The sequence below is a fragment of the Allochromatium palmeri genome, from assembly GCF_009720725.1.
GTDB lineage: Bacteria > Pseudomonadota > Gammaproteobacteria > Chromatiales > Chromatiaceae > Thermochromatium > Thermochromatium palmeri.
This window is the reverse complement of record NZ_WNKT01000010.1, coordinates 1-19,234: the sequence shown is the minus strand read 5'-3', so window position 1 is coordinate 19,234 and position 19,234 is coordinate 1. Positions and strand designations below refer to the sequence as shown.

Genomic DNA, 19,234 nt, shown 5'->3' with positions numbered 1-19,234 from the left:
GAATCAAGGCTTTAGATCTTATGGAACGCTGGACTCGATGTCTGATTGTCTCGCTGGCTGTAGTCGGCTTGGGGGCCTGTGCCACGGCGCCGCGCCAGATGCCGCAGCCGCCAGCGCCCATCGACCAGACGGCTCCGCGCACGAGTCAGCCGGCGCAGCCGAGCAAACCCGAGCGCGCGCCCACGCCTGAAAAGAAGCCCGTGCAGCCGGCGCCGCGCGGAACTCAGGTCTATGCCTACCGCGATCCGAGTAGCGTGCCCGAACCCGCCGCGTCACCAGCGACCGCGCAGCCGCCTGCGCCGGCACCCACACCGCCGTCGCCCGGCACTCAGGCCCCACCCGCCCCACCGGGGCCGAGCGCGCCCGAGCGTTCGGCAACGCCTCCCCAGCGTCCGGACGAGGAGCAGGTCGCCAAGGTTGATCCACGCTCAGCCTTGCCCGCAACCGAGGCTCCGCGTCCAGAGCCACCCGCGGCTCCAGCCGCACCGGCCCCAGCTCCGGCACTGCCGCCGTCGAATCTGAGTGCGCCCAATCTGCCGCCAGCCGCCGCCTCGCTCGCCGGCCAGGCTGAGCAGCAGCGTCAGGCCGGCGATCATGCGGGTGCAGCGGCCTCGCTGGAGCGTTCGCTGCGCATCGCCCCGCGCGAAGCCTATCTCTGGAACCGGCTCGCGCGCGTGCGGCTGGAGCAGGGGCAGGCGGTTCAGGCCGGCAATCTGGCCTCGCGCGCTAATGATCTCGCCGGCGACAAGGACGATCTCAAGCGTGATAACTGGCGCATCATCGCTGAGTCCAAGCGCCGTTCCGGTGATCTCGCGGCAGCTAGTGAGGCTGAGCAGCGCGCGGGGGGACAGTAGCCAGTTCGAGAATGAGCCGTATGTGTTTGGTGTTCAATGCGGCTTGACAGAAGTCATGAGCGGGCTACTTTTGGGCTAGGCTGCGGTCAGTTGAGTACTCAAGTGTCCGACTGCTGTCTAGATACACTGTTAGGCGACCAAAGTGAACGATATTTTTGCTTCTATTGCGATTTACTCATTCTTAGCATTTCCTCCAGCCATATTGATCTTAAAGTTCATTACCAAAAAGCCTGGATGGTGGCTGATATTTTTACTAATGGTTCTATTTGTAATACTTGGCTGGGGCCTGGTTTTTACTGCATTTATTGAAGAACAAGCTCGCATTGGTGAACTTATTGATCAGGAAAGATACGAAGAATTGCCTGATGGCTGGGACAGTGATGGAGCTTCGGGTGTATTCGCTCTTTTTGGTGGTTGGCTAGTCCCGCTTGCTTATTTCGTACTTTGGTTAGTGATATACACTCCGGCAGCTATGGTCAGAAGTCTTTTTACATCAAGGCAGCCGCCTAACAAGCGCATGCAGTCGGACGCGGCTACGCCGAACCGCTGATGCGAGGCGTTATGTGTTATTCGCCAGTAGGCCGTAGAAGAAATTTTGATGACTGATCACTTCGGCTCTTGCCTGTGCGGCACTGTGAAATTTGAGGTGCAAGGCGACTTCGACAGCTTTTACCTGTGCCACTGCCGCCATTGCCAGAAAGACACGGGATCTGCTCATGCGGCGAATTTATTCTCGCAGTCAGCCAAACTGACCTGGAAGTCAGGTGCGGATGCTGTGACCTCTTTTACGCTTCCGGGCACTCTTCACAGCAAAAGCTTCTGTAAGCTGTGTGGTTCCGCCTTGCCAAGCACTCAGATTCCAGGCTTGCTCGTCGTTCCCGCAGGATGCTTGGACACCACAGTCTCCATATTGCCAACAGCACACATTTTTACATCCAGCAAAGCGGCTTGGGATGCCGAACTCGGGGAAGTGCCAAAATTCGAAGGTCTGCCGGAGTGAGCCACGATTACATAACCCGTGGAGGTTGTCAGACACACCCACGCTGCGCTCCGGTGCCCCCCAAAGCCAAGCGTTAGGTTTTAATCGGATCTATTTATACTTGCGCCATCCGCAACATCATCGCCATCCTGGCGCTTGAGCATTATTCGGCTACAGCAGTAGCCGTGCTGTTACCAGCCGTCATCGCCATGATGTGTCTGCTGCTGATCCTGGTGGCAACGCATAGACGGCGGGTATTGCCGAATGTGAACACACGCAATTCGTCTGGGTCCATGTCGGCCTGACGGCTGCACGGAACGTGCCCTCAGACGTCCCGAGTCGGACATAGGCCGAGCGCCTGATCATGCCAACGACGCCCGTCGATAAGAATCGACTAAAAAGCTTTCACAAAACCGCAGCTTTTCTGCTATTTTCACCAACCAAACGGAGATCGCCTCGCTCAGGCTACGAACTCAGGCGGATGCGAAGCATCCGGTGGCGTCTTCACTCTCTGTTGTTGGAGGTTCGTGCGTCAACTACCCTGGCCTGAAGGCCGGAGCTTGTGAGAGCAAGCTGGGTTGACCAGCCTCAGCCCGCTTGACCAGGAGGGTCGAAAGGGGCTACGTGTGCAACAGGTCGCCAAGACTCACCGGCGGATGCTTCCTCAGTTCGCCGCTCTGAAAGGTCGGGATCATGCCGGCGAAAGGTAAAGCGCCAAAGGTTTCGATCGCCGCCGTCAGGCGGGAGCCGGTGGCCCACATTGGCGAGGGGAGCGACCACGCCGCGAGGCGTCGTCCGTCACCAGGCGCTTACGGGCAGAGCCTCGCGGCCTGGCAGGTGGAAAGCCTACACCCATTTCGGCGGCTGCAATGTCGCAGTCGCTATCCCTCCCCGCCCTGAGGACGGGTTTTTTTGCGGAGGAAATGATGATAAAGCCAGTCGGCTCTGACGAACTCAAGCCGCGTTTCGTCTATGACCCCGAGCAGCACCACCGACTCTCGCATGAAGCCGAGTCGCTGCCGTCGGTGATTATCAGCTCCCAGGCCGCCGGTAATGCCGTCATGCTGGGGGCCGGCTATTTCAGCCCGCTCGAAGGGTTCATGAACCTGGCCGACGCGCTCAGTGCCGCGCAGTCGATGACCCTGACCGATGGTCGCTTCTTCCCGGTGCCGCTGCTCTGCCTGCTCGAATCCGCCGACGCCATCGCCGGCGCCACGCGGATCGCGTTGCGCGACCCGAACGTCGAGGGCCACCCGGTGCTGGCGGTCATGGACGTCACCGCCGTGGAACAGGTCTCGGACGCGCAGATGGCGCTGATGACCGAACAGGTCTACGGCACCTCGGACCCGAAGCACCCAGGCGTCCAGACCTTCAACAGCCAGGGCCGCACGGCCATCTCGGGACCGATCCAGGTTCTCAACTTCTCCTACTTCCAGACCGACTTCCCCGACACCTTCCGCACCGCTGTCGAGATCCGCCACGAGATCCAGGAACGCGGCTGGCAGAAGATCGTCGCCTTCCAGACCCGCAACCCCATGCACCGTGCGCACGAGGAGCTGTGCAAGATGGCGATGGAGGCGGTCAATGCCGATGGCGTCGTCATCCACATGCTGCTCGGTCAGCTCAAGCCGGGCGATATACCGGCGCCGGTGCGCGATGCGGCCATCCGCACCATGGCCGAACTCTACTTTCCGCCCAACACCGTGATGGTCACGGGCTACGGCTTCGACATGCTCTATGCCGGGCCGCGCGAGGCGGTGCTGCACGCCTATTTCCGCCAGAACATGGGCGCGACCCACTTCATCATCGGGCGCGATCATGCCGGCGTCGGCGATTACTACGGTCCCTTCGACGCTCAGACCATCTTCGATGACGCCGTGCCCGCCGACGCGCTCGCCATCGAGATCTTCCGCGCCGACCACACCGCCTATTCGAAGAAGCTCGACCGGGTGGTGATGATGCGCGACGTCCCGGATCACACCAAAGAGGATTTCATCCTGCTGTCTGGCACCCGCGTCCGCGAGATGCTCGGCCAGGGCGAGGCTCCGCCGCCCGAGTTCTCGCGTCCCGAGGTCGCACAGATCCTCATGGATTACTACCAGTCACTCCCTCAGTCGTAGCCCAACGGAGACACAATGAGATGATTACCAGCAATCCCTTCGTCGAGCTGTCGGCGTTCATTGCGCCGGGCGTGATGCAGGCCTATGTCGTGTTGATGATCCTTCTGGTCATCGGCGGTACCCTGCTCGACGTCAAGCACAAGAAGAGCGCCCAGTATTTCTTCGAAAAAGGCAAGTCGCTCAAGAAACTGGCCAAGCGCGAAGTCGGCAGTGCCGAGAAAATGAGCCTCGCCGTCAGCACCCTGGCCAACGAAGTCCTGGCCTCGGGCGAGTTCGAGAATCCCGACCGGCGCAAGTCCCACCTGCTCATGATGTATGGCTTCGTCACCTTCGTGGTGACGACCGCGATCCTGATCTTCGGCGTGGAAGGCGAGACCTCGGGTTTCGTGCCCCTGCTCTGGCACCTCGGCGCCCTGATGGTCAGCGTCGGCGGCTACTGGTTCTGGTTCAAGATCCGCGTCGATGTGCGCTCCGAAGGCCACGCCTGGCATGACGTGCACCTCTCCGACCTCTTCATCGTCTCGTTGCTCTTGACGACGACCCTGGCCCTGGCGTGGTCGCTGCTGGGATCCATGCTCATCTTTGCGCTCTTCATCGCCGCTGCCACCACGCTGTTCGGCACCGTCTACTGGTCGAAGCTGGCGCACATGTTCTTCAAGCCCGCCGCCGCCTTCCAGAAGAAGGTCGCCAAGGCCGACGGCTCGCTCGACAAGCTGCCCGAGCTGCACGAATTGACGGATCCGCTCGTCAAGGAGCGCTATCCGGATATCCCGGAGTACATGGGCGATAACCCGCCGTACATGGGCCTGGGTATCAAGCGCGAAGCGCCGAACCATTACTAAATCTCGATGCGCTGAATCCAGTCGAGAGAGAGAACGAGGAACAGAAGATGCCAACTTTCGTCTATATGACGCGCTGCGACGGTTGCGGCCAATGCGTCGACATCTGCCCGTCGGACATCATGCACATCGACACGACCATCCGTCGTGCCTACAACATCGAACCCAATATGTGCTGGGAGTGCTACTCCTGCGTCAAGGCCTGTCCGCACAACGCGATCGACGTGCGCGGTTACGCCGACTTTGCCCCGCTGGGCCACTCGGTGCGCGTGCGCCGCGACGAGGAAAAGGGCGTCATCGCCTGGCGGATCATCTTCCGCAACGGCGAGAAAGACATGACGCTGCTCGCGCCCATCACTACCAAGCCCTGGGGCCAGCACATCCCCCAGCTCAAGGACGCGCCCGCGCCCAGCCAGGAGATGCGCGACAGCCAACTGCTGTACAACGAGCCAAAGTACATTCGTCTCGATGATGGCGGCCTGCATACGCTGGAATCCAATGGCCTGAAAATGCAAGAAGGGGTGTGCTACTGATGGCTTACAAGACAATCATCGAAGACGGGATCGACATCCTGGTCGTCGGCGCCGGCCTGGGCGGCACGGGCGCGGCCTTCGAGGCGCGCTACTGGGGCAAGGACAAGAAGATCGTCATCGCCGAAAAAGCCAACATCGACCGTTCCGGCGCCGTGGCTCAGGGTCTGTACGCGATCAACTGCTACATGGGCACCCGCTTCGGCGAGAACAACCCGGAAGATCACGTCCGTTACGCGCGCATCGACCTCATGGGCATGGTGCGCGAAGATCTGCTGTTCGATATGGCCCGGCACGTTGACTCGACCGTACATCAGTTCGAGGAATGGGGCCTGCCGCTGATGCGCAACCCCAAGACCGGCGCCTATCAGCGTGAAGGACGCTGGCAGATCATGATCCACGGTGAGTCCTACAAGCCGATCGTCGCCGAAGCGGCGAAGAAATCGGCCGATGAGGTCTTCAACCGGATCTGTGTCACCCACCTGCTGATGGACGAAAGCAAGCCCAACCGGGTCGCGGGCGCGGTCGGCTTCAATGTGCGCACCGGCAACTACCACGTCTTCAAGTCCAAGGCCGTCATCGTCGCGGCCGGCGGCGCCTCGAACATCTACAAGCCGCGTTCGGTCGGCGAGGGCGCGGGCCGCGTCTGGTATGCGCCCTGGTCCTCAGGTTCGGCCTATGGTCTGCTGATCGGCGCCGGCGCCAAGATGACCCAGATGGAGAACCGGATCGTGCTGGCCCGTTTCAAGGACGGTTACGGCCCGGTCGGCGCCTACTTCCTGCATCTCAAGACCTATACCCAAAATGGTATCGGCGAAGAGTACGAGTCCAAGTGGTGGCCGCAGTTGCAGGAGATGGTCGGCAAGGAATATCTGGATCCGGAGCTTTCGCACCGCACCCATCGCCCGATCCCGACCTGTCTGCGCAACCATGCGTTCATCAGCGAGGTCAATGCCGGTCGCGGTCCGATTCACATGATCACCATGGAAGCCTTCCAGGATCCGCATCTCGAAGAGATCGGCTGGCACAACTTCCTCGGCATGACCGTCGGCCAGGCCGTGCTCTGGGCGGCGACCGACGTCGACCCGAAGAATGAGAACCCCGAGCTGACCACCTCCGAGCCTTACGTCATGGGTTCGCACGCGACCGGTTGCGGCGCCTGGTGCTCGGGTCCGGAGGATCTCTCGCCGCCCGAGTATTTCTGGGGCTACAACCGCATGACCACGGTCGAGGGGCTGTTCGGGGCCGGTGACGCTGCCGGCGGCACGCCGCACGCCTTCTCGTCCGGTTCCTTCACTGAAGGCCGTTTGGCGGCCAAGGCGGCCTGCAAGTACATCGACGACGGCAAGGCCGAAGGCATTCGGGTCTCAGACGCGCAGATCGAGCGTCGTCGCGAAGAGATCTACAAGCCGATGGAGCACTACCGGGTCTATCGCAACGAGATCACCGCCGGTTCGGTCAACCCGAACTACATCAACCCGCGCCAGGGCCTCGATCGCCTGCAAAAGTTGATGGACGAGTACTGTGGTGGTGTGACCGTCAGCTACATGACCAACGAGAAGTTGCTGAACATCGGTCTGAAGAAAATGAAGATCCTGGAAGAGGATCTGGAAAAGATCGCGGCAGAGAACATCCACGAGCTGCTGCGCGCCTGGGAGCTGAAGCATCGTCACCTCACCTCAGAGGCTGTCATGCAGCACACCCTGTTCCGCAAGGAGACCCGCTGGCCGGGCTACTACTACCGTGGCGACGCCCTGAAGCTGGACGACGAGAACTGGCATGTGCTGACGGTCTCGCGTCGTGATCCGGAGACGGGTGAGTACACCATGGAAAAGGCGCCCTGTTACCATCTGGTCGAGGCGTAGTAAGATCAGGCTCGTCTCAAGGCATGGGCTCTGGGGGCACCCGGAGCCCTTGTCTTTTTGCAGATTGAACTCTGTGGTGTGAAGACAATCGATGGCGCTGTTGAATGAACATCAATGATCTGACCGACGAAGAAATCATCGAGATCGCTCACCCCATGTGGGATGACCTCGTCAAGTACTCCAATAAAGGCCAGTACGGCAAGTTCATCAAGAAGTTCTCTTACAATTTGTTGCTTGGCTTGAACGAAGTCGAAATGGGCAAGCAGTTCGCGCACAGTGATCTGGCGCGAAATCTCGTCGAGGAACGCGATTTTCTCGGATTCATCCGGCGCGGCGAGCATGTAACGGCGCTCTATCGTGTTCGCAGCACGGCGCGCGAAGGTGAGTGGCTGGGGCGTCTGGTGCTCGGCTATGAGAATGGTGAAGTGCGCATTTTCGCCGCGTCGATTTTCTGAGCCAGAGAAGCAAGACTGATGAAACAGACCATCGAAGACAACGCGTTTGTCGAGTTGACGTATCGGATCGTCGATCAGAAGACGGGTGACGTTTTGACGACCGTGGAATTTCCGCTCGGCTATGTGCACGGTAGTCAGGCCGTACTGGACCCTCGGGTCATGGCCGAGCTGGAGGGTAAAAAGCCGGGAGATCGGATCTCGGTGCCGATCGACTGCACGGATCTCTATGGCACCCGGGACGAGTCACTGGTCTTCACGGACGCGATCGAAAACGTCCCTGATGAGTATCGGGAAGTCGGTATGCGTATTCTCATGCAGAACGACCAGGGCCAGACCAAAAGCTTTCTTGTCACTCGCATGGACGACAAAACGTTGACGATCGATGGCAACCATCCGCTGTGCGAACGCCAGGTCGTGTTCGAGCTGGAGGTGTTGAGTGTGCGCGAGGCGACGGATGAAGAGATCATGGCGGGCGGTCAGGTTGACCGAGGGCCGGATCTCGGCGGACTGCCAACCCAACCGATCTGAGTGCAGCCCGATTCCATGCGCGCTCCGGCGTCATGGACGCTGTGGCTAGGCGTGAAACAGCTTTCTCATCGCGCCATAGACCTGCTCATAGGTATAGGCGTTCTCGCCCCAATGCACGAGCGTCTCGTCATCGGTGCGAAAGGTCAGATAGGGATGCACCTCGACGCCATCGGCGTCGATCTCTGCGATATCATCGATGACACCGGCGACGCTCAGCGCAATGCCGGCCGTGAGGTCTTCAAGCTTGTCCGGCTCCACGCCGGCTTCCTGAAGCTTGATCTTGATCCGGGTCACGATCTCGGCCGTGAACCTGGCTTGCAGCTCGTTGAAGGCTGAGCTATCCAGTGTCAGTTTCATCGATAAGCTGGCTTTCCGCTTTTGAAGGGATGGGTGACGGACACCACGCGAGCCTTATCGGCTCACGCGGTCGCGCGCGCATTTAGGGACGCTTCGGGGTCTGATACTTGGCTTCTTTCTGGAACGACTCCCAAATGACATCGTAGCCAACGAATCCCTTGTCATTAGGCTGCTTCTGACGGGTCACGACGAATCGGCTGTGGCCATCTGGAACCTGAGGACGGGGTTTTTGTTCGCTCATGAGTGGTGACCTTTAACGATTGATGGGCCAGTGTGTCTATCACAGAGAACACGGTGAAGAACTATCAGGGTGCCGCAAGGCGGTGTCAAGTCCCCGGAAATCCCTGGGTATCTAGCGTTCGAGTTCCTGGAGTTCAAACGTCATCGTAGCCAGATCCGCGAAGATCCAGGTCGCCGCCGGCGCACCGAGACCAGCCACGGTGCCGGGATTGACGAGCCAGGTCTGGCCGCCCTTGACGTTGTCCAGACAGCGGATCTCCGGCTCATGGCTGTGTCCGCAGCAGACCAGATCATGATCGCCGGCACAGGCGAACGCCTCGCCGATGTGCGGATAATGGGTCATGAAGATCCGACGCTCGGCCAGCGTCAGATCGGCATCGTTGCCGTGATACTGGAGCTGCCCCCCGGAACCACAGGCTAAGCGCGAGATGGAGACCGGATCGCCGAGATTGTTGCCATGAATCACATGGATCGGCAGCTCCAGCTTGAGCGAGGCCAGCAGGGTATTGGTACCGATCAGATCGCCGCAATGCAGGACGTATTCGGCGCCGCGCGTCTTGGCTTCCGCGATGGCCGTTGCCAGCATGGGACCACGATCATGGCTGTCGGAGACGATGCAGATTTTCATGATGCTCAGTGTATCGGGTTCTAATCCGTGGGCGGCAGAATCTGGCGACGGATCAGATAGGCAATGACCTCATCGGCCAGTTCTTCTGGAGTGCGCTCGCCGGCCTGTACCACGAGCTCCGGAGCCTCGGGCGCTTCATAGGGATCGTCGATACCGGTGAAATGCTTGAGCTCCCCGGCGCGCGCCTTCTTATAGAGTCCCTTGGGATCACGCTGTTCGCACACATCGAGTGGCGTATCGACGAAAATCTCGATGAAGTCGCCCTCGCGCATGCTTTGTCTGACACGTCGACGATCAATACGGTAGGGACTGATGAAGGCCGTCAGGGCAATGATCCCGGCCTCGCAGAAGAGCTGTGCCACCGCACCGATGCGCCGGATGTTCTCTTCGCGATCGATGGCGGTGAAACCCAGGCCGAAACGCGCGGCGAATTCCTCGCCGTGCGTTTCACGCAACATGCCGGTGCTGGCATTGAGTCCATGACGGACGTTGTCCCCATCGAGCACCGCCGTCTTGATGCCGCGCTCAGACAACAGATGATCAAGCACATTGGCCAGCGTGCTCTTGCCTGAGCCGCTCAGTCCGGTCAGCCAGATCACACAGCCGCGATGGCCGTTGAGACGCTCGCGGTCTTCGCGCGAAACACGGTGCTCGTGCCAAGTCACATGGATATCGTTCGCCATTGAGAAACCATCCTTCGGTGTAAATCGAACTGGGCCGCGAAGCGGCCGGATGCCAGCGAAAAGCGTCTGGCATTCTCAATTCGTGGCGACGGCTTGTCAATCATTGCCTCGATCGGTTGCTTTCACCCGAGGTCAGGATTGACTTATCCAGGCTGGGAAATCATGATGCCCCAATCGAGGCCGGGGGTACGCTAAACGGTTGAGCGCGACCGGCGCTCAGAACCCGCGCTAGCTCGCCGTGACATCATGCCCGATCTGTCCCATATCCTCGGCCCCGACGGCCGGCTCGCCAGCCAGATTTCCGGTTTCACGCATCGCGCCCAGCAGCAGGCGATGGCCGAGCGTGTAGCGGCGACCCTCGAATCCGGCGGCGCGCTCATCTGCGAGGCCGGCACCGGCACCGGCAAGACCTTCGCCTATCTGGTTCCGGCGCTGCTCTCGGAGCGCAAGGTCGTGATCTCGACCGGGACGCGCAATCTTCAGGATCAACTCTTCCATCGCGATCTGCCGCTCATCCGCCGTGCGCTCGGCGTGCCCGTGACGGCGGCACTGCTCAAAGGCCGGGGCAACTATCTCTGCCGCCATCGTCTGACGCTGATCCTGGCCGACAGCGCCCGTCTCGACGGTGAGACCCGTGGCCAGCTCAAACAGATTCGCGACTGGTCGACCATCACCCGGTGCGGTGACATCGCCGAGCTGCCGATCCCCGAAAACGCCGCCATCTGGCCCGAGGTCACGTCGACCACCGACAACTGTCTCGGCCAGGACTGCCCTGAATTCAGTGACTGCCATCTGGTCGCCGCACGGCGCGAGGCTCAGGACGCTGATCTGGTGGTGGTCAATCATCATCTCTTCTGTGCGGATCTGGCGCTCAAAGACGAGGGCTTCGGCGAGATCCTGCCCGGTGCTGATTGCTTCATCCTCGATGAGGCCCATCAGCTTCCCGAGACCGCGACCGGCTTCTTTGGTCTCAGTCTGAGCAGCCGCCAGCTTCTGGATCTGGCGCACGATATCGAGCTGGAGTCGGTGCGCGACGCCAAAGAGGTGCTCGCACTGCGTGATCGCGCCGTGCGTCTGCGTCGGGCCACACAGGATCTGCGCCTGACGATGGGTGACCAGGATCGACGCGGACCCTGGAACGAGTTGGTGGCCGACAAGGCTGTCTCGGACGCGCTGCTCAGGGTGGCTGAGCGTCTGGTCGAGTTGCACGAGGCACTCGAAACGGTCGTTGGACGCGGCAAGGGACTGGATGCCTGTCTGGAACGGACCCTGGATCTCATCACGCGTCTGAATCAAATCGTCACGACCGAGTCAGCCGAGGCGGTGCGCTGGTTCGAAACGCTCGGACGCGGCTTTCGATTGCACCAGACCCCGCTGGAGATTGCCGATCTGTTTCGTGAGCGCATCGGGCGTGCGGGCAGTGCCTGGGTGCTGACCTCGGCGACCCTGGCCGTCGGCGATGGCTTCGATCACTTCGCGCGCCAGCTCGGCATCGAGAACGCCGAGACGGCACGCTGGGACAGCCCGTTCGATTATGCGCATCAGGCACTCTGGTTCGTGCCGCGCGGACTGCCGCAACCGGCCGAGCCGGACTACAATCAGCACGTCCTGGAGCTGGCGTGCGAGCTGATCGACTACAGCCGTGGCCGGGCCTTCCTGCTTTTCACCAGTCATCGCGCGCTGCGCGAGATCGCCGCCGGTCTCGAAGGGCGTGTCCGCTATCCGGTCCTGGTGCAGGGCACGGCTCCGCGCGCCGAGCTGGTCGAACGCTTCAGGCAGCTCGGCAATGCGGTTCTGCTCGGAACCTCCAGTTTCTGGGAAGGGGTCGACGTGCGTGGCGACGCACTCTCCTGCGTGCTCATCGACCGGTTGCCGTTCGCCTCGCCGGGCGATCCGGTGCTGGCGGCACGCATCGACACGCTCCGCAAGGCCGGTGGCAATCCGTTTCGGGACTATCAGTTGCCGCGCGCCGTGATCGCGCTCAAACAGGGCGCGGGACGTCTGATTCGCGGATCCGAGGATCGCGGTGTGCTGGTGGTCTGTGATCCGCGGCTGCTGTCGCGTTCCTATGGTCAGACGTTTCTCGACAGTCTGCCGCCGATGGCCCGGACGCGTGATATTGAGCAGGTCCGGTGTTTTTTCGACTGAAATGTCCGGTTTCAACCGAGATAGCTCACACCTATGAGTTTTATAAAGAATCTGTTCGGGCGTCTGCTGCATGGCAAGCGGGCACGAGCGCGGGGCGAAGAGACCGATGAACTCGAAGAGATCGAAGACGTCGATCTGTCCGGCCGCCAGCCAGAAGAGGACACTGAGACCGGTGAAGACACCAGCGAGCGCGATGATTCGATCGATCTGGAGCCGCCGCCGATCACGGTCGATCGCTGGTTCTATCCCTGGTTGCTCGATCTCGATGCCTTCGCTGATCTGTCGCTGAGTCCGTCCGAGTCCCGTGTGCTCGACGCTTTCGAGCAACTGGTCACAGGACAGCAATCGAGTGCCACGCTGGTTCCGCGCCTGCCGATGGTCATCCCGCAGCTCATGCGCAGTCTGAAGGACGACACCATGACCGGGGCGCAGCTAGCGCGACAGATCACCAAGGATCCGGTGCTGGTCGGCGAGGTCATTCGTCTGGCCAACAGCCCCTATTACCGGCGCGCGCGCAAGATCTCGAACATCGAGCAGGCGGTCGTGCTCCTGGGACGCGACGGGCTGCATCAGCTCATTGCGCGCGTAGCCTTCTATCCCATCTTCAATCTCAAATCAGGCCATGTCACCAACCTGGCGGCCTCGCGCGTCTGGACCCAATCCGAGCGGTGCGCGCTGGTCTGTCACTGTCTGGCCGAGGAGGGCGGGCAGGATGTGTTCTCGTCCTATCTGGCCGGACTGGTCGCGAACGTAGGGCTGATGGTCGGCTTCCGGCTCATGGATCAGGTGCTCGACAAACAACGCGACCCGATCCCCAATTCAGAGGCGTTCTACAGTGTCTTCATCGAGCGCTCCAGACAACTGTCGCATCGCATCATCGAGGAATGGAACTTCCCCGAAAGCGTCATCCAGGCCATCGACGAACAGGCCAGGCTGGATCAGAACGCGGCGCGCTCCTGGCTGGGCGCGATCCTCACGGTCGCCGATCAATACGCCAAGCTCCATCTGCTGGTCGAAAAACAGCGTCTTCCCGAAGACGAAGTGGATGCCAATGCCTTCATGTCCGAGTCCTGTTATCGTCGACTGTTGATCGATGCGCCAAACTGATCGCACGGACTCCGGCAGCGACAGCCGGCCATCGTTGCTCGGGAGGGGCGAATCATGATCCTGCGTCTTGCCTTCGTGATCCTGCTGCTGGCGGCGGCGCTGTGGGGGCTGCATCAGCTGCGTTCGATGCCGCGCGCGTTGCTGGCGCGCCGGCTGCGTCAGGTGGCCTTTTGGGGCTTGATCGCGGTGCTGGTGCTCGCGGTGCTCACCGGACGTCTGAGTCCACTGTTCGCGCTCCTCGGCGCGGCCATTCCAGTGCTCATGCGGCTGCTCACGCTGTTGCGTCTGGTTCCTGAACTGCAACAGATTCTGCGTTCGCTCGGACTCGGGGTCGGCGCGGGTCAGGCCAGCGGCAGGGCCGGGCAGGGCGCGCCGCCCGGCTCCGGCTCTGGTGCCTTGAGCGAAGATGAAGCGCGCGCCATCCTCGGCATTGATGCCAAAGCCGATGCCGAGGCCATTCGCGCCGCGCATCGGCGGCTGATGCAGCGGCTGCACCCGGATCGGGGCGGTTCGGATTATCTGGCCGCGCGCATCAATGCGGCCAAGCAACGTCTGCTGGGGGATTGACGACGCATGGCCACCGCCCCAAAACCCAAGACCGCCTATGTCTGCAACGCCTGTGGGGCGCGCTATCCAAAGTGGGCCGGACAGTGTCAGGAGTGCGGCGCCTGGAACTGTCTTCAGGAGGTCGCCGAGCTACGCCGCCGTCCAGCCGAGCGCGGCGTCGGCTATGCCGGTCTCGTCGATGCCAACAGGATCGAGACCCTGGCCGAGGTCAGTCCGGAGGAACGCCAGCGCGTCCAGAGCGGCATCGGCGAGCTGGATCGGGTGCTCGGCGGCGGTCTGGTCGCCGGCTCGGTAGTCCTGATCGGCGGCGATCCGGGCATCGGTAAGTCGACCCTACTGCTCCAGGCCTGCGCCGCGCTGGCCGCCGATCAGCCGGTACTCTATGTCAGCGGTGAGGAATCACCCCAGCAGATCGGGCTGCGCGCGCGTCGGCTGGGGCTGTCCGGCGGCGGCATCCGTCTGCTGGCCGAGACCTGTGTCGAGCAGATCCTGGCCCATGCCGAGCAGGAGCGACCACGGGTGATGGTGGTCGACTCGATCCAGACGCTCTATACCGAGACGCTGCAATCGGCGCCCGGTTCAGTCTCTCAGGTCCGCGAGTCGGCGGCGCAACTGGTGCGCTTCGCCAAGCAGCGCGACACCGTGGTGTTCCTGGTCGGGCATGTGACCAAGGACGGGGCGCTCGCCGGACCGCGCGTGCTGGAGCACATGGTCGACACCGTGCTCTATTTCGAGGGCGAGCATGGTGGTCCGTTTCGCATCGTGCGCTCGATCAAGAACCGCTTCGGCGCCGTCAATGAGCTGGGCGTGTTCTCGATGGGCGATCAGGGGCTGCGCGAGGTCAAGAACCCCTCGGCCATTTTTCTCTCGCGCCACGATCAGCCGGTCTCGGGCAGTCTGGTGATGGTCACGCGCGAAGGGACGCGCCCGCTGCTGGTCGAGGTCCAGGCGCTGGTCGACGAGAGTCCGCTGGCCAATCCGCGCCGCGTGGCGCTTGGGCTGGATCAGAACCGGCTGTCGATGCTGCTGGCGGTGCTGCACCGGCATGGCGGTATCGGGATGTTCAATCAGGACGTCTTCGTCAATGTCGTCGGCGGGGTGCGCATCGCCGAAACGGCGGCGGATCTGCCGGTGATCCTGGCGGTGCTGTCGAGCTATCGCGACCGGCCACTGCCGCTGGATCTGGCGGCCTTCGGTGAGATCGGGCTGTCGGGTGAGGTACGGCCCGTCCCCAATGGTCCCGACCGGCTGCGCGAAGCGGTCAAGCATGGCATTCGCCGCGCCATCGTGCCCAAGGGCAACGCGCCCAAGGAAGGCGTTGAAGGGCTGGAGATCATGGTCGTCAGAACACTTGGCGAGGCGCTGGGGGCGGCGTTCTGAACCGCCTCGCTTGTCATCGCACCCTCATCGCTCGGTCACAGAATAGCCATCCAGGCGTCATAACTGGCCTTTAAGCTCTCGTGGTTCGAATTTCAGCCTTTTTCAACCTCGAACCCACGGAGCACAACCATGGATTCCTCAATCCGACAGGCAGTGGCCGCTGTGCTGGCACTTGGCTGTTGCGCGCCGGTCTTCGCCGGCACCATCGAGTTCAGCGAAGCCCCAGTCCCGCGCACCGACGCTGAAAAACGCACGATCCTGACCGCCCCTCAAGCCATCGTCGATGGTGTAACGGTCAATCTCGGCTACAATACGATTCTGCGTTCTGGCCAGACTGGGGTCCAGGATCCAAATGGCTACCGCTTCGGTCAGCTTCATGACATCAACGGCCAGCCGCTGCTCGCCGAGGATGGTTCATCCTACATCTCCAACGACAATGACTTCGCGTCGCTGCTGCGTGGCACCGACGACAAGCTCTACATGGTCTCGCACTTCGAATCACGTCCCGGAGCCATGTATCTGACCGAACTCGCCCAGGATCCGGGCAATGGCATTCTGACCGCGCTGCGCACCCGTCCGCTCGACTTTTCATCACTCAATGGCGGCTGGGTGCACTGCGCTGGCAGCGTCACACCCTGGGGTACGCATCTGGGTTCCGAAGAATACGAGCCGGACGCCAAGCAGTGGCGCGACGGCACCATCACCGAGTACAACGCCGCCATGGCAACCTATTTCGGTGCCACACCCGCCGAGGCCGGCTCAGTCATGAACCCCTATGACTATGGCTATCCGGTCGAGATCAAGGTCGACAGCTTCGATTCGGCGCGGGTCGAGAAGCACTATGCCATGGGACGCATCGCGCTCGAACTTGGCTATGTGATGCCCGACCGCAAGACGGTCTATATGTCCGACGATGGCACCAATGTCGGTCTGTTCCGCTTCGTCGCCAGTCAGCCGGGCGATCTGAGCGCCGGCGCGCTCTGGGTCGCACAGTGGAATCAAAAGGACGCCGGCGGCGCCGGCTTGGCCAAGCTCAACTGGATCTATCTGGGCTGGACCACCAGCGACGAGGTGCGCGACTGGATTGATCGCTATCGCTTCACCGACATCTTCGACGAGGCCGAACCGGTCGCGGCGGCCGAGGGCGAGACTCCAGTCTGTCCCGATGGCTTCAACTCGATCAACGCCGGACACGAGGACGGCGATCATCAGTGTCTTAAGCTGCGCGACGTCAACCAGGACGGTGCTATCAACTGGATGGACGAAAACATCGCCTCGCGTCTGGAGACTCGCCGCTGGGCTGCAATGCAGGGCGGAACCACCGAGTTCCGCAAGATGGAGGGCATCACCTATGACTCCGATCGCCATCGGCTCTATCTCGGGATGTCCGAGGTCGATCGCGGCATGCTCGATTACAGCCGCGCCGGCCGCGCCCAGGGCAGCTACGACAAATACGATGTCGGTGGCCCGAACCACATGAGGATCGCTCAGGCCAATGTCTGCGGCGCTGTCTATGGGCTGCACCTCGATGGTAACTACACCGCCGTCGACATGTTCCCGCTCGTCGCCGGCAACCCGCTGACCATGGACTATGGCGCCGACGCCGAATCGCCCGACTATGACGGAAACAACAAGTGCGACGTCAATGGCCTGGCCAATCCGGACAATGTCACCTACATGCCGGGCTACGACACGCTCATCATCGGTGAGGACACGGGGTCGGGCCATCAGAACGACATGATCTGGTCGTATGACCTGAACTCAGGCCGGCTCACCCGCATCCAGACCACGCCCTACGGCTCCGAGACCACCTCGCCGTACTTCTATCCCGACATCAACGGCTTTGCCTATCTGATGTCGGTCGTCCAGCATCCCTATGGCGAGTCGGATGCCGACAAGCTCGAAGAACCCGGTCAGCTCTCGGCCTACACCGGTTACTTCGTCTTTCCGGCCATGAACAAGTGATCTTCGCTCGTCTTTGAAGTCGGGGGACTCCCACGGCGCCTCGGGTCGGTCGCATGCCGCTCCGAGGCGACGGCGGGAGTTTTTGCCGCTCGACTTGAAGGATGAGGCCGTTCGCGTCAATCGGTACCGCTGCCATGTCATTTCCATCCCGCTTTCCCGCCATGCTCTCGATCCTGCTCGGCCTGTCTTGGGCCGGCTCCGCGCCGAGCGCCGGACTCGACGAGCGCATCCTCAAGAACGAGACGCCCCACATCGTCTCGCAGTGCTATACCAAGACGACTGACGATCAGGGGCGGGTCCACAATCCCTGCTATGCCTGTCACACCCAGTCGCAGACGCCCAACTATCTCAACGACTCTGATCTGCAACTGACCTTCAGTTTCCCCGCACCAGCCGAGGAGAATCCCTGGAAGAATCTCTACAAGGATCGGCGCGCGGCCATGGCGGCGATCGGCGATGATGAGATGCGCGACTACATCCGCCAGAGCAACTATCTGGATGCCGAGGGTCGCATCATCCCCGCCCAGCGCCTGGCCGAGCCGCCCGAGGACTGGGACTACGACGACAATGGTCGCTGGGACGGCTATGTCCCTGATGCCTATTTCCGCTTCGATGACGAAGGCTTTGATCTCGATCCTGAGGGACAACCGACCGGCTGGCGCGCCTTCGGCTATTACCCCTTCGTCGGCACCTTCTGGCCGACCAACGGCTCGACCGACGATGTGCTGATCCGGCTCGGCGCCCCCTTCCAGCGCAACCTGGATGGTGCGTTCGACCGCGCCGTCTACAAGACCAATCTGGCCATCGTCGAATCCCTGATCCGCCGGCGCGACATCGCCATCGAACCCGTCGACGAAGCGGCACTCGGCGGGATCGATCTCGATCGCGACGGCACCATCGGTACCGCCGAGTGGGTCCGCTACGACTGGGCGCCGCGCGAGGGGCGTCTGATGTGGTACGTCGGTCAGGCGCTCGCCGAACAGCGTGCCGGGCGCGTGCATCTGGCCGCCGGACTCTATCCGGAAGGCACCGAGTTCCTGCATACGGTGCGCTATATCGACGTCGACGAATCGGGCGACAACCAGCTCGCCGCGCGCATGAAGGAAGTACGCCATGCCAGGAAGCGCTATTGGATGACCTATGCCGAACTCGACAGCCGCCAGGCCGCCGAAACCAAAGAGAAGCATGATTTCCCAGATCGGGTGCGCGTCTTCCGGGGTAATCTTGAATCCGGCGTCAGCAACGATCAGGGCTGGGTCTATTCGGCGCTGATCGAGGATGCCGAAGGGCAGTTGCGTCCGCAGAGCTATGAGGAACTGGCCTTCTGTGTCGGCTGCCACGGCGGCCTGGGCGCGACCACGGATTCGAGCTTCGCCTTCCCGCGCCGCTTCGAGGCCGACGCTTTCCAGCGCGGCTGGCATCACTGGAGCCAGAAGGGACTCGACGGCCTGCCCGAGCCGTTGCGGCGCGATGGCGAGCCGGAGTATGCCTTCTATCTCGCCGCCAATGGCACGGGGGACGAGTTCCGCCAGAACCGCGAGGTGCGCGAACGCTTCTTCACGGCCGAGGGTGAACTCAAACCCGAGAGGCTCGAACGGCTGCGCCAGGACATCAGCGTTCTGCTCTATGCCTCGCCCGAGCGCGCGATGCAGCTCAACAAGGCATATCGGGTGATCGTCCAGGAGCAGAGCTTCAGCGAAGGGCGCGATGCCATGATCGAGACCGCCGGTTTCAACGTCCATCCCTGGGTCGATCAGAACACCCCGACCGGCGTCGAGGAACCGCTCCTCGGCTACTGAGCCTCCGGGGAACCGAGTCGTCTACGAATTCACCGAGAGTTTTCGTCCGGCCGCCGTTTCATTTGGCGGAGCGGAACATCGGCGGTCAAATTTGAGTCACAATGGCGTCTTTTAAACCACGTCCAGTCAGAGATGCGTAATTTTTGTGATACGCTGTCCACATGAACTGAGTCGCCGTTGGCTCGCCCTC

The 19,234-nt window shown here is 61.7% G+C and carries 18 protein-coding genes; 15 read left to right on the top strand and 3 right to left on the bottom strand.

Annotated elements, in window-relative coordinates; genetic code table 11:
* The first annotated feature begins 98 nt into the window (after positions 1 to 98).
* The 9 genes from GJ668_RS06745 (at position 99) to GJ668_RS06705 (ending at position 8,170) form a co-directional block, all read left to right on the top strand.
* A complete protein-coding gene (locus tag GJ668_RS06745) occupies positions 99 to 854 on the top strand; it encodes a hypothetical protein (protein WP_246194666.1) in 756 nt (251 codons plus the stop codon).
* 142 nt (positions 855 to 996) lie between these two features.
* On the top strand, positions 997 to 1,404 hold the full coding sequence (locus GJ668_RS06740; RefSeq protein ID WP_155449389.1) for a hypothetical protein: 408 nt from the start codon (positions 997 to 999) through the stop codon (positions 1,402 to 1,404).
* 48 nt (positions 1,405 to 1,452) lie between these two features.
* Complete coding sequence (locus tag GJ668_RS06735; RefSeq protein ID WP_155449388.1) at positions 1,453 to 1,854, top strand: GFA family protein; 402 nt, start codon at positions 1,453 to 1,455, stop codon at positions 1,852 to 1,854.
* A gap of 905 nt (positions 1,855 to 2,759) precedes the next feature.
* Complete coding sequence (gene sat / locus GJ668_RS06730) at positions 2,760 to 3,953, top strand: sulfate adenylyltransferase (RefSeq protein ID WP_155449387.1); 1,194 nt, start codon at positions 2,760 to 2,762, stop codon at positions 3,951 to 3,953.
* Between the two features lie 20 nt (positions 3,954 to 3,973).
* Positions 3,974 to 4,795: an adenylyl-sulfate reductase gene (locus tag GJ668_RS06725; RefSeq protein WP_155449386.1), complete on the top strand. Its 822-nt coding sequence runs from the start codon at positions 3,974 to 3,976 to the stop codon at positions 4,793 to 4,795.
* A gap of 47 nt (positions 4,796 to 4,842) precedes the next feature.
* Positions 4,843 to 5,325, top strand: coding sequence for an adenylyl-sulfate reductase subunit beta (gene aprB / locus GJ668_RS06720; RefSeq protein ID WP_155449385.1), 483 nt, complete (start codon positions 4,843 to 4,845; stop codon positions 5,323 to 5,325).
* Complete coding sequence (gene aprA, locus GJ668_RS06715; protein WP_155449384.1) at positions 5,325 to 7,187, top strand: adenylyl-sulfate reductase subunit alpha; 1,863 nt, start codon at positions 5,325 to 5,327, stop codon at positions 7,185 to 7,187. The genes aprB and aprA overlap by 1 nt, the downstream gene beginning before the upstream one ends.
* Positions 7,188 to 7,291: 104 nt before the next feature.
* Positions 7,292 to 7,642 carry a hypothetical protein gene (locus tag GJ668_RS06710; protein ID WP_155449383.1) on the top strand — a complete coding sequence of 117 codons (351 nt, stop codon included), beginning with the start codon at positions 7,292 to 7,294 and terminating at the stop codon, positions 7,640 to 7,642.
* Positions 7,643 to 7,660: 18 nt separating this feature from the next.
* Positions 7,661 to 8,170 (top strand): FKBP-type peptidyl-prolyl cis-trans isomerase, encoded by a 510-nt coding sequence (locus tag GJ668_RS06705; protein WP_155449382.1) that lies wholly within the window; start codon positions 7,661 to 7,663, stop codon positions 8,168 to 8,170.
* 45 nt (positions 8,171 to 8,215) lie between these two features.
* On the opposite strand, the gene GJ668_RS06700 is transcribed toward GJ668_RS06705, so the two are convergent.
* The 3 genes from GJ668_RS06700 to cysC form a co-directional block, all read right to left on the bottom strand.
* Positions 8,216 to 8,527 (bottom strand): hypothetical protein, encoded by a 312-nt coding sequence (locus GJ668_RS06700; protein WP_155449381.1) that lies wholly within the window; start codon positions 8,525 to 8,527, stop codon positions 8,216 to 8,218.
* A 352-nt stretch (positions 8,528 to 8,879) separates the two neighbouring features.
* Positions 8,880 to 9,395, bottom strand: a complete 516-nt coding sequence (locus GJ668_RS06695; RefSeq protein WP_155449380.1) for a metallophosphoesterase family protein — start codon at positions 9,393 to 9,395, stop codon at positions 8,880 to 8,882.
* Between the two features lie 20 nt (positions 9,396 to 9,415).
* Positions 9,416 to 10,078, bottom strand: a complete 663-nt coding sequence (gene cysC, locus GJ668_RS06690) for an adenylyl-sulfate kinase (RefSeq protein WP_155449379.1) — start codon at positions 10,076 to 10,078, stop codon at positions 9,416 to 9,418.
* 246 nt (positions 10,079 to 10,324) lie between these two features.
* Here cysC and yoaA point away from each other — a divergent pair, with 246 nt between their 5' ends.
* From yoaA to GJ668_RS06660, 6 genes are all read left to right on the top strand, one after another.
* Positions 10,325 to 12,226, top strand: coding sequence for a DNA repair helicase YoaA (gene yoaA, locus GJ668_RS06685; protein ID WP_155449378.1), 1,902 nt, complete (start codon positions 10,325 to 10,327; stop codon positions 12,224 to 12,226).
* Positions 12,227 to 12,259: 33 nt separating this feature from the next.
* On the top strand, positions 12,260 to 13,333 hold the full coding sequence (locus GJ668_RS06680) for an HDOD domain-containing protein (protein ID WP_155449377.1): 1,074 nt from the start codon (positions 12,260 to 12,262) through the stop codon (positions 13,331 to 13,333).
* A gap of 54 nt (positions 13,334 to 13,387) precedes the next feature.
* The gene (locus GJ668_RS06675; protein WP_155449376.1) at positions 13,388 to 13,900 is read left to right on the top strand and encodes a J domain-containing protein; all 513 of its coding nucleotides are present in this window, start codon (positions 13,388 to 13,390) and stop codon (positions 13,898 to 13,900) included.
* A gap of 6 nt (positions 13,901 to 13,906) precedes the next feature.
* Positions 13,907 to 15,280 carry a DNA repair protein RadA gene (gene radA / locus GJ668_RS06670; protein ID WP_155449375.1) on the top strand — a complete coding sequence of 458 codons (1,374 nt, stop codon included), beginning with the start codon at positions 13,907 to 13,909 and terminating at the stop codon, positions 15,278 to 15,280.
* Positions 15,281 to 15,409: 129 nt separating this feature from the next.
* The gene (locus GJ668_RS06665; protein ID WP_155449374.1) at positions 15,410 to 17,245 is read left to right on the top strand and encodes a PhoX family protein; all 1,836 of its coding nucleotides are present in this window, start codon (positions 15,410 to 15,412) and stop codon (positions 17,243 to 17,245) included.
* Positions 17,246 to 17,379: 134 nt separating this feature from the next.
* A complete protein-coding gene (locus GJ668_RS06660) occupies positions 17,380 to 19,044 on the top strand; it encodes a hypothetical protein (protein ID WP_246194665.1) in 1,665 nt (554 codons plus the stop codon).
* Positions 19,045 to 19,234 lie beyond the last annotated feature (190 nt).

What these genes read in the sequence shown, in the direction of transcription:
- GJ668_RS06745 (WP_246194666.1), top strand. Translation starts at nt 99, where the DNA reads ATGCCGCAGCCGCCAGCGCCCATCGACCAGACGGCTCCGCGCACGAGT.
- GJ668_RS06695 (WP_155449380.1), bottom strand. Translation starts at nt 9,395, where the DNA reads ATGAAAATCTGCATCGTCTCCGACAGCCATGATCGTGGTCCCATGCTG.
- sat (WP_155449387.1), top strand. Translation starts at nt 2,760, where the DNA reads ATGATAAAGCCAGTCGGCTCTGACGAACTCAAGCCGCGTTTCGTCTAT.
- GJ668_RS06700 (WP_155449381.1), bottom strand. Translation starts at nt 8,527, where the DNA reads ATGAAACTGACACTGGATAGCTCAGCCTTCAACGAGCTGCAAGCCAGG.
- aprB (WP_155449385.1), top strand. Translation starts at nt 4,843, where the DNA reads ATGCCAACTTTCGTCTATATGACGCGCTGCGACGGTTGCGGCCAATGC.
- GJ668_RS06705 (WP_155449382.1), top strand. Translation starts at nt 7,661, where the DNA reads ATGAAACAGACCATCGAAGACAACGCGTTTGTCGAGTTGACGTATCGG.
- GJ668_RS06735 (WP_155449388.1), top strand. Translation starts at nt 1,453, where the DNA reads ATGACTGATCACTTCGGCTCTTGCCTGTGCGGCACTGTGAAATTTGAG.
- aprA (WP_155449384.1), top strand. Translation starts at nt 5,325, where the DNA reads ATGGCTTACAAGACAATCATCGAAGACGGGATCGACATCCTGGTCGTC.
- yoaA (WP_155449378.1), top strand. Translation starts at nt 10,325, where the DNA reads ATGCCCGATCTGTCCCATATCCTCGGCCCCGACGGCCGGCTCGCCAGC.
- GJ668_RS06680 (WP_155449377.1), top strand. Translation starts at nt 12,260, where the DNA reads ATGAGTTTTATAAAGAATCTGTTCGGGCGTCTGCTGCATGGCAAGCGG.
- cysC (WP_155449379.1), bottom strand. Translation starts at nt 10,078, where the DNA reads ATGGCGAACGATATCCATGTGACTTGGCACGAGCACCGTGTTTCGCGC.
- GJ668_RS06710 (WP_155449383.1), top strand. Translation starts at nt 7,292, where the DNA reads ATGAACATCAATGATCTGACCGACGAAGAAATCATCGAGATCGCTCAC.
- GJ668_RS06675 (WP_155449376.1), top strand. Translation starts at nt 13,388, where the DNA reads ATGATCCTGCGTCTTGCCTTCGTGATCCTGCTGCTGGCGGCGGCGCTG.
- radA (WP_155449375.1), top strand. Translation starts at nt 13,907, where the DNA reads ATGGCCACCGCCCCAAAACCCAAGACCGCCTATGTCTGCAACGCCTGT.
- GJ668_RS06725 (WP_155449386.1), top strand. Translation starts at nt 3,974, where the DNA reads ATGATTACCAGCAATCCCTTCGTCGAGCTGTCGGCGTTCATTGCGCCG.
- GJ668_RS06660 (WP_246194665.1), top strand. Translation starts at nt 17,380, where the DNA reads ATGTCATTTCCATCCCGCTTTCCCGCCATGCTCTCGATCCTGCTCGGC.
- GJ668_RS06665 (WP_155449374.1), top strand. Translation starts at nt 15,410, where the DNA reads ATGGATTCCTCAATCCGACAGGCAGTGGCCGCTGTGCTGGCACTTGGC.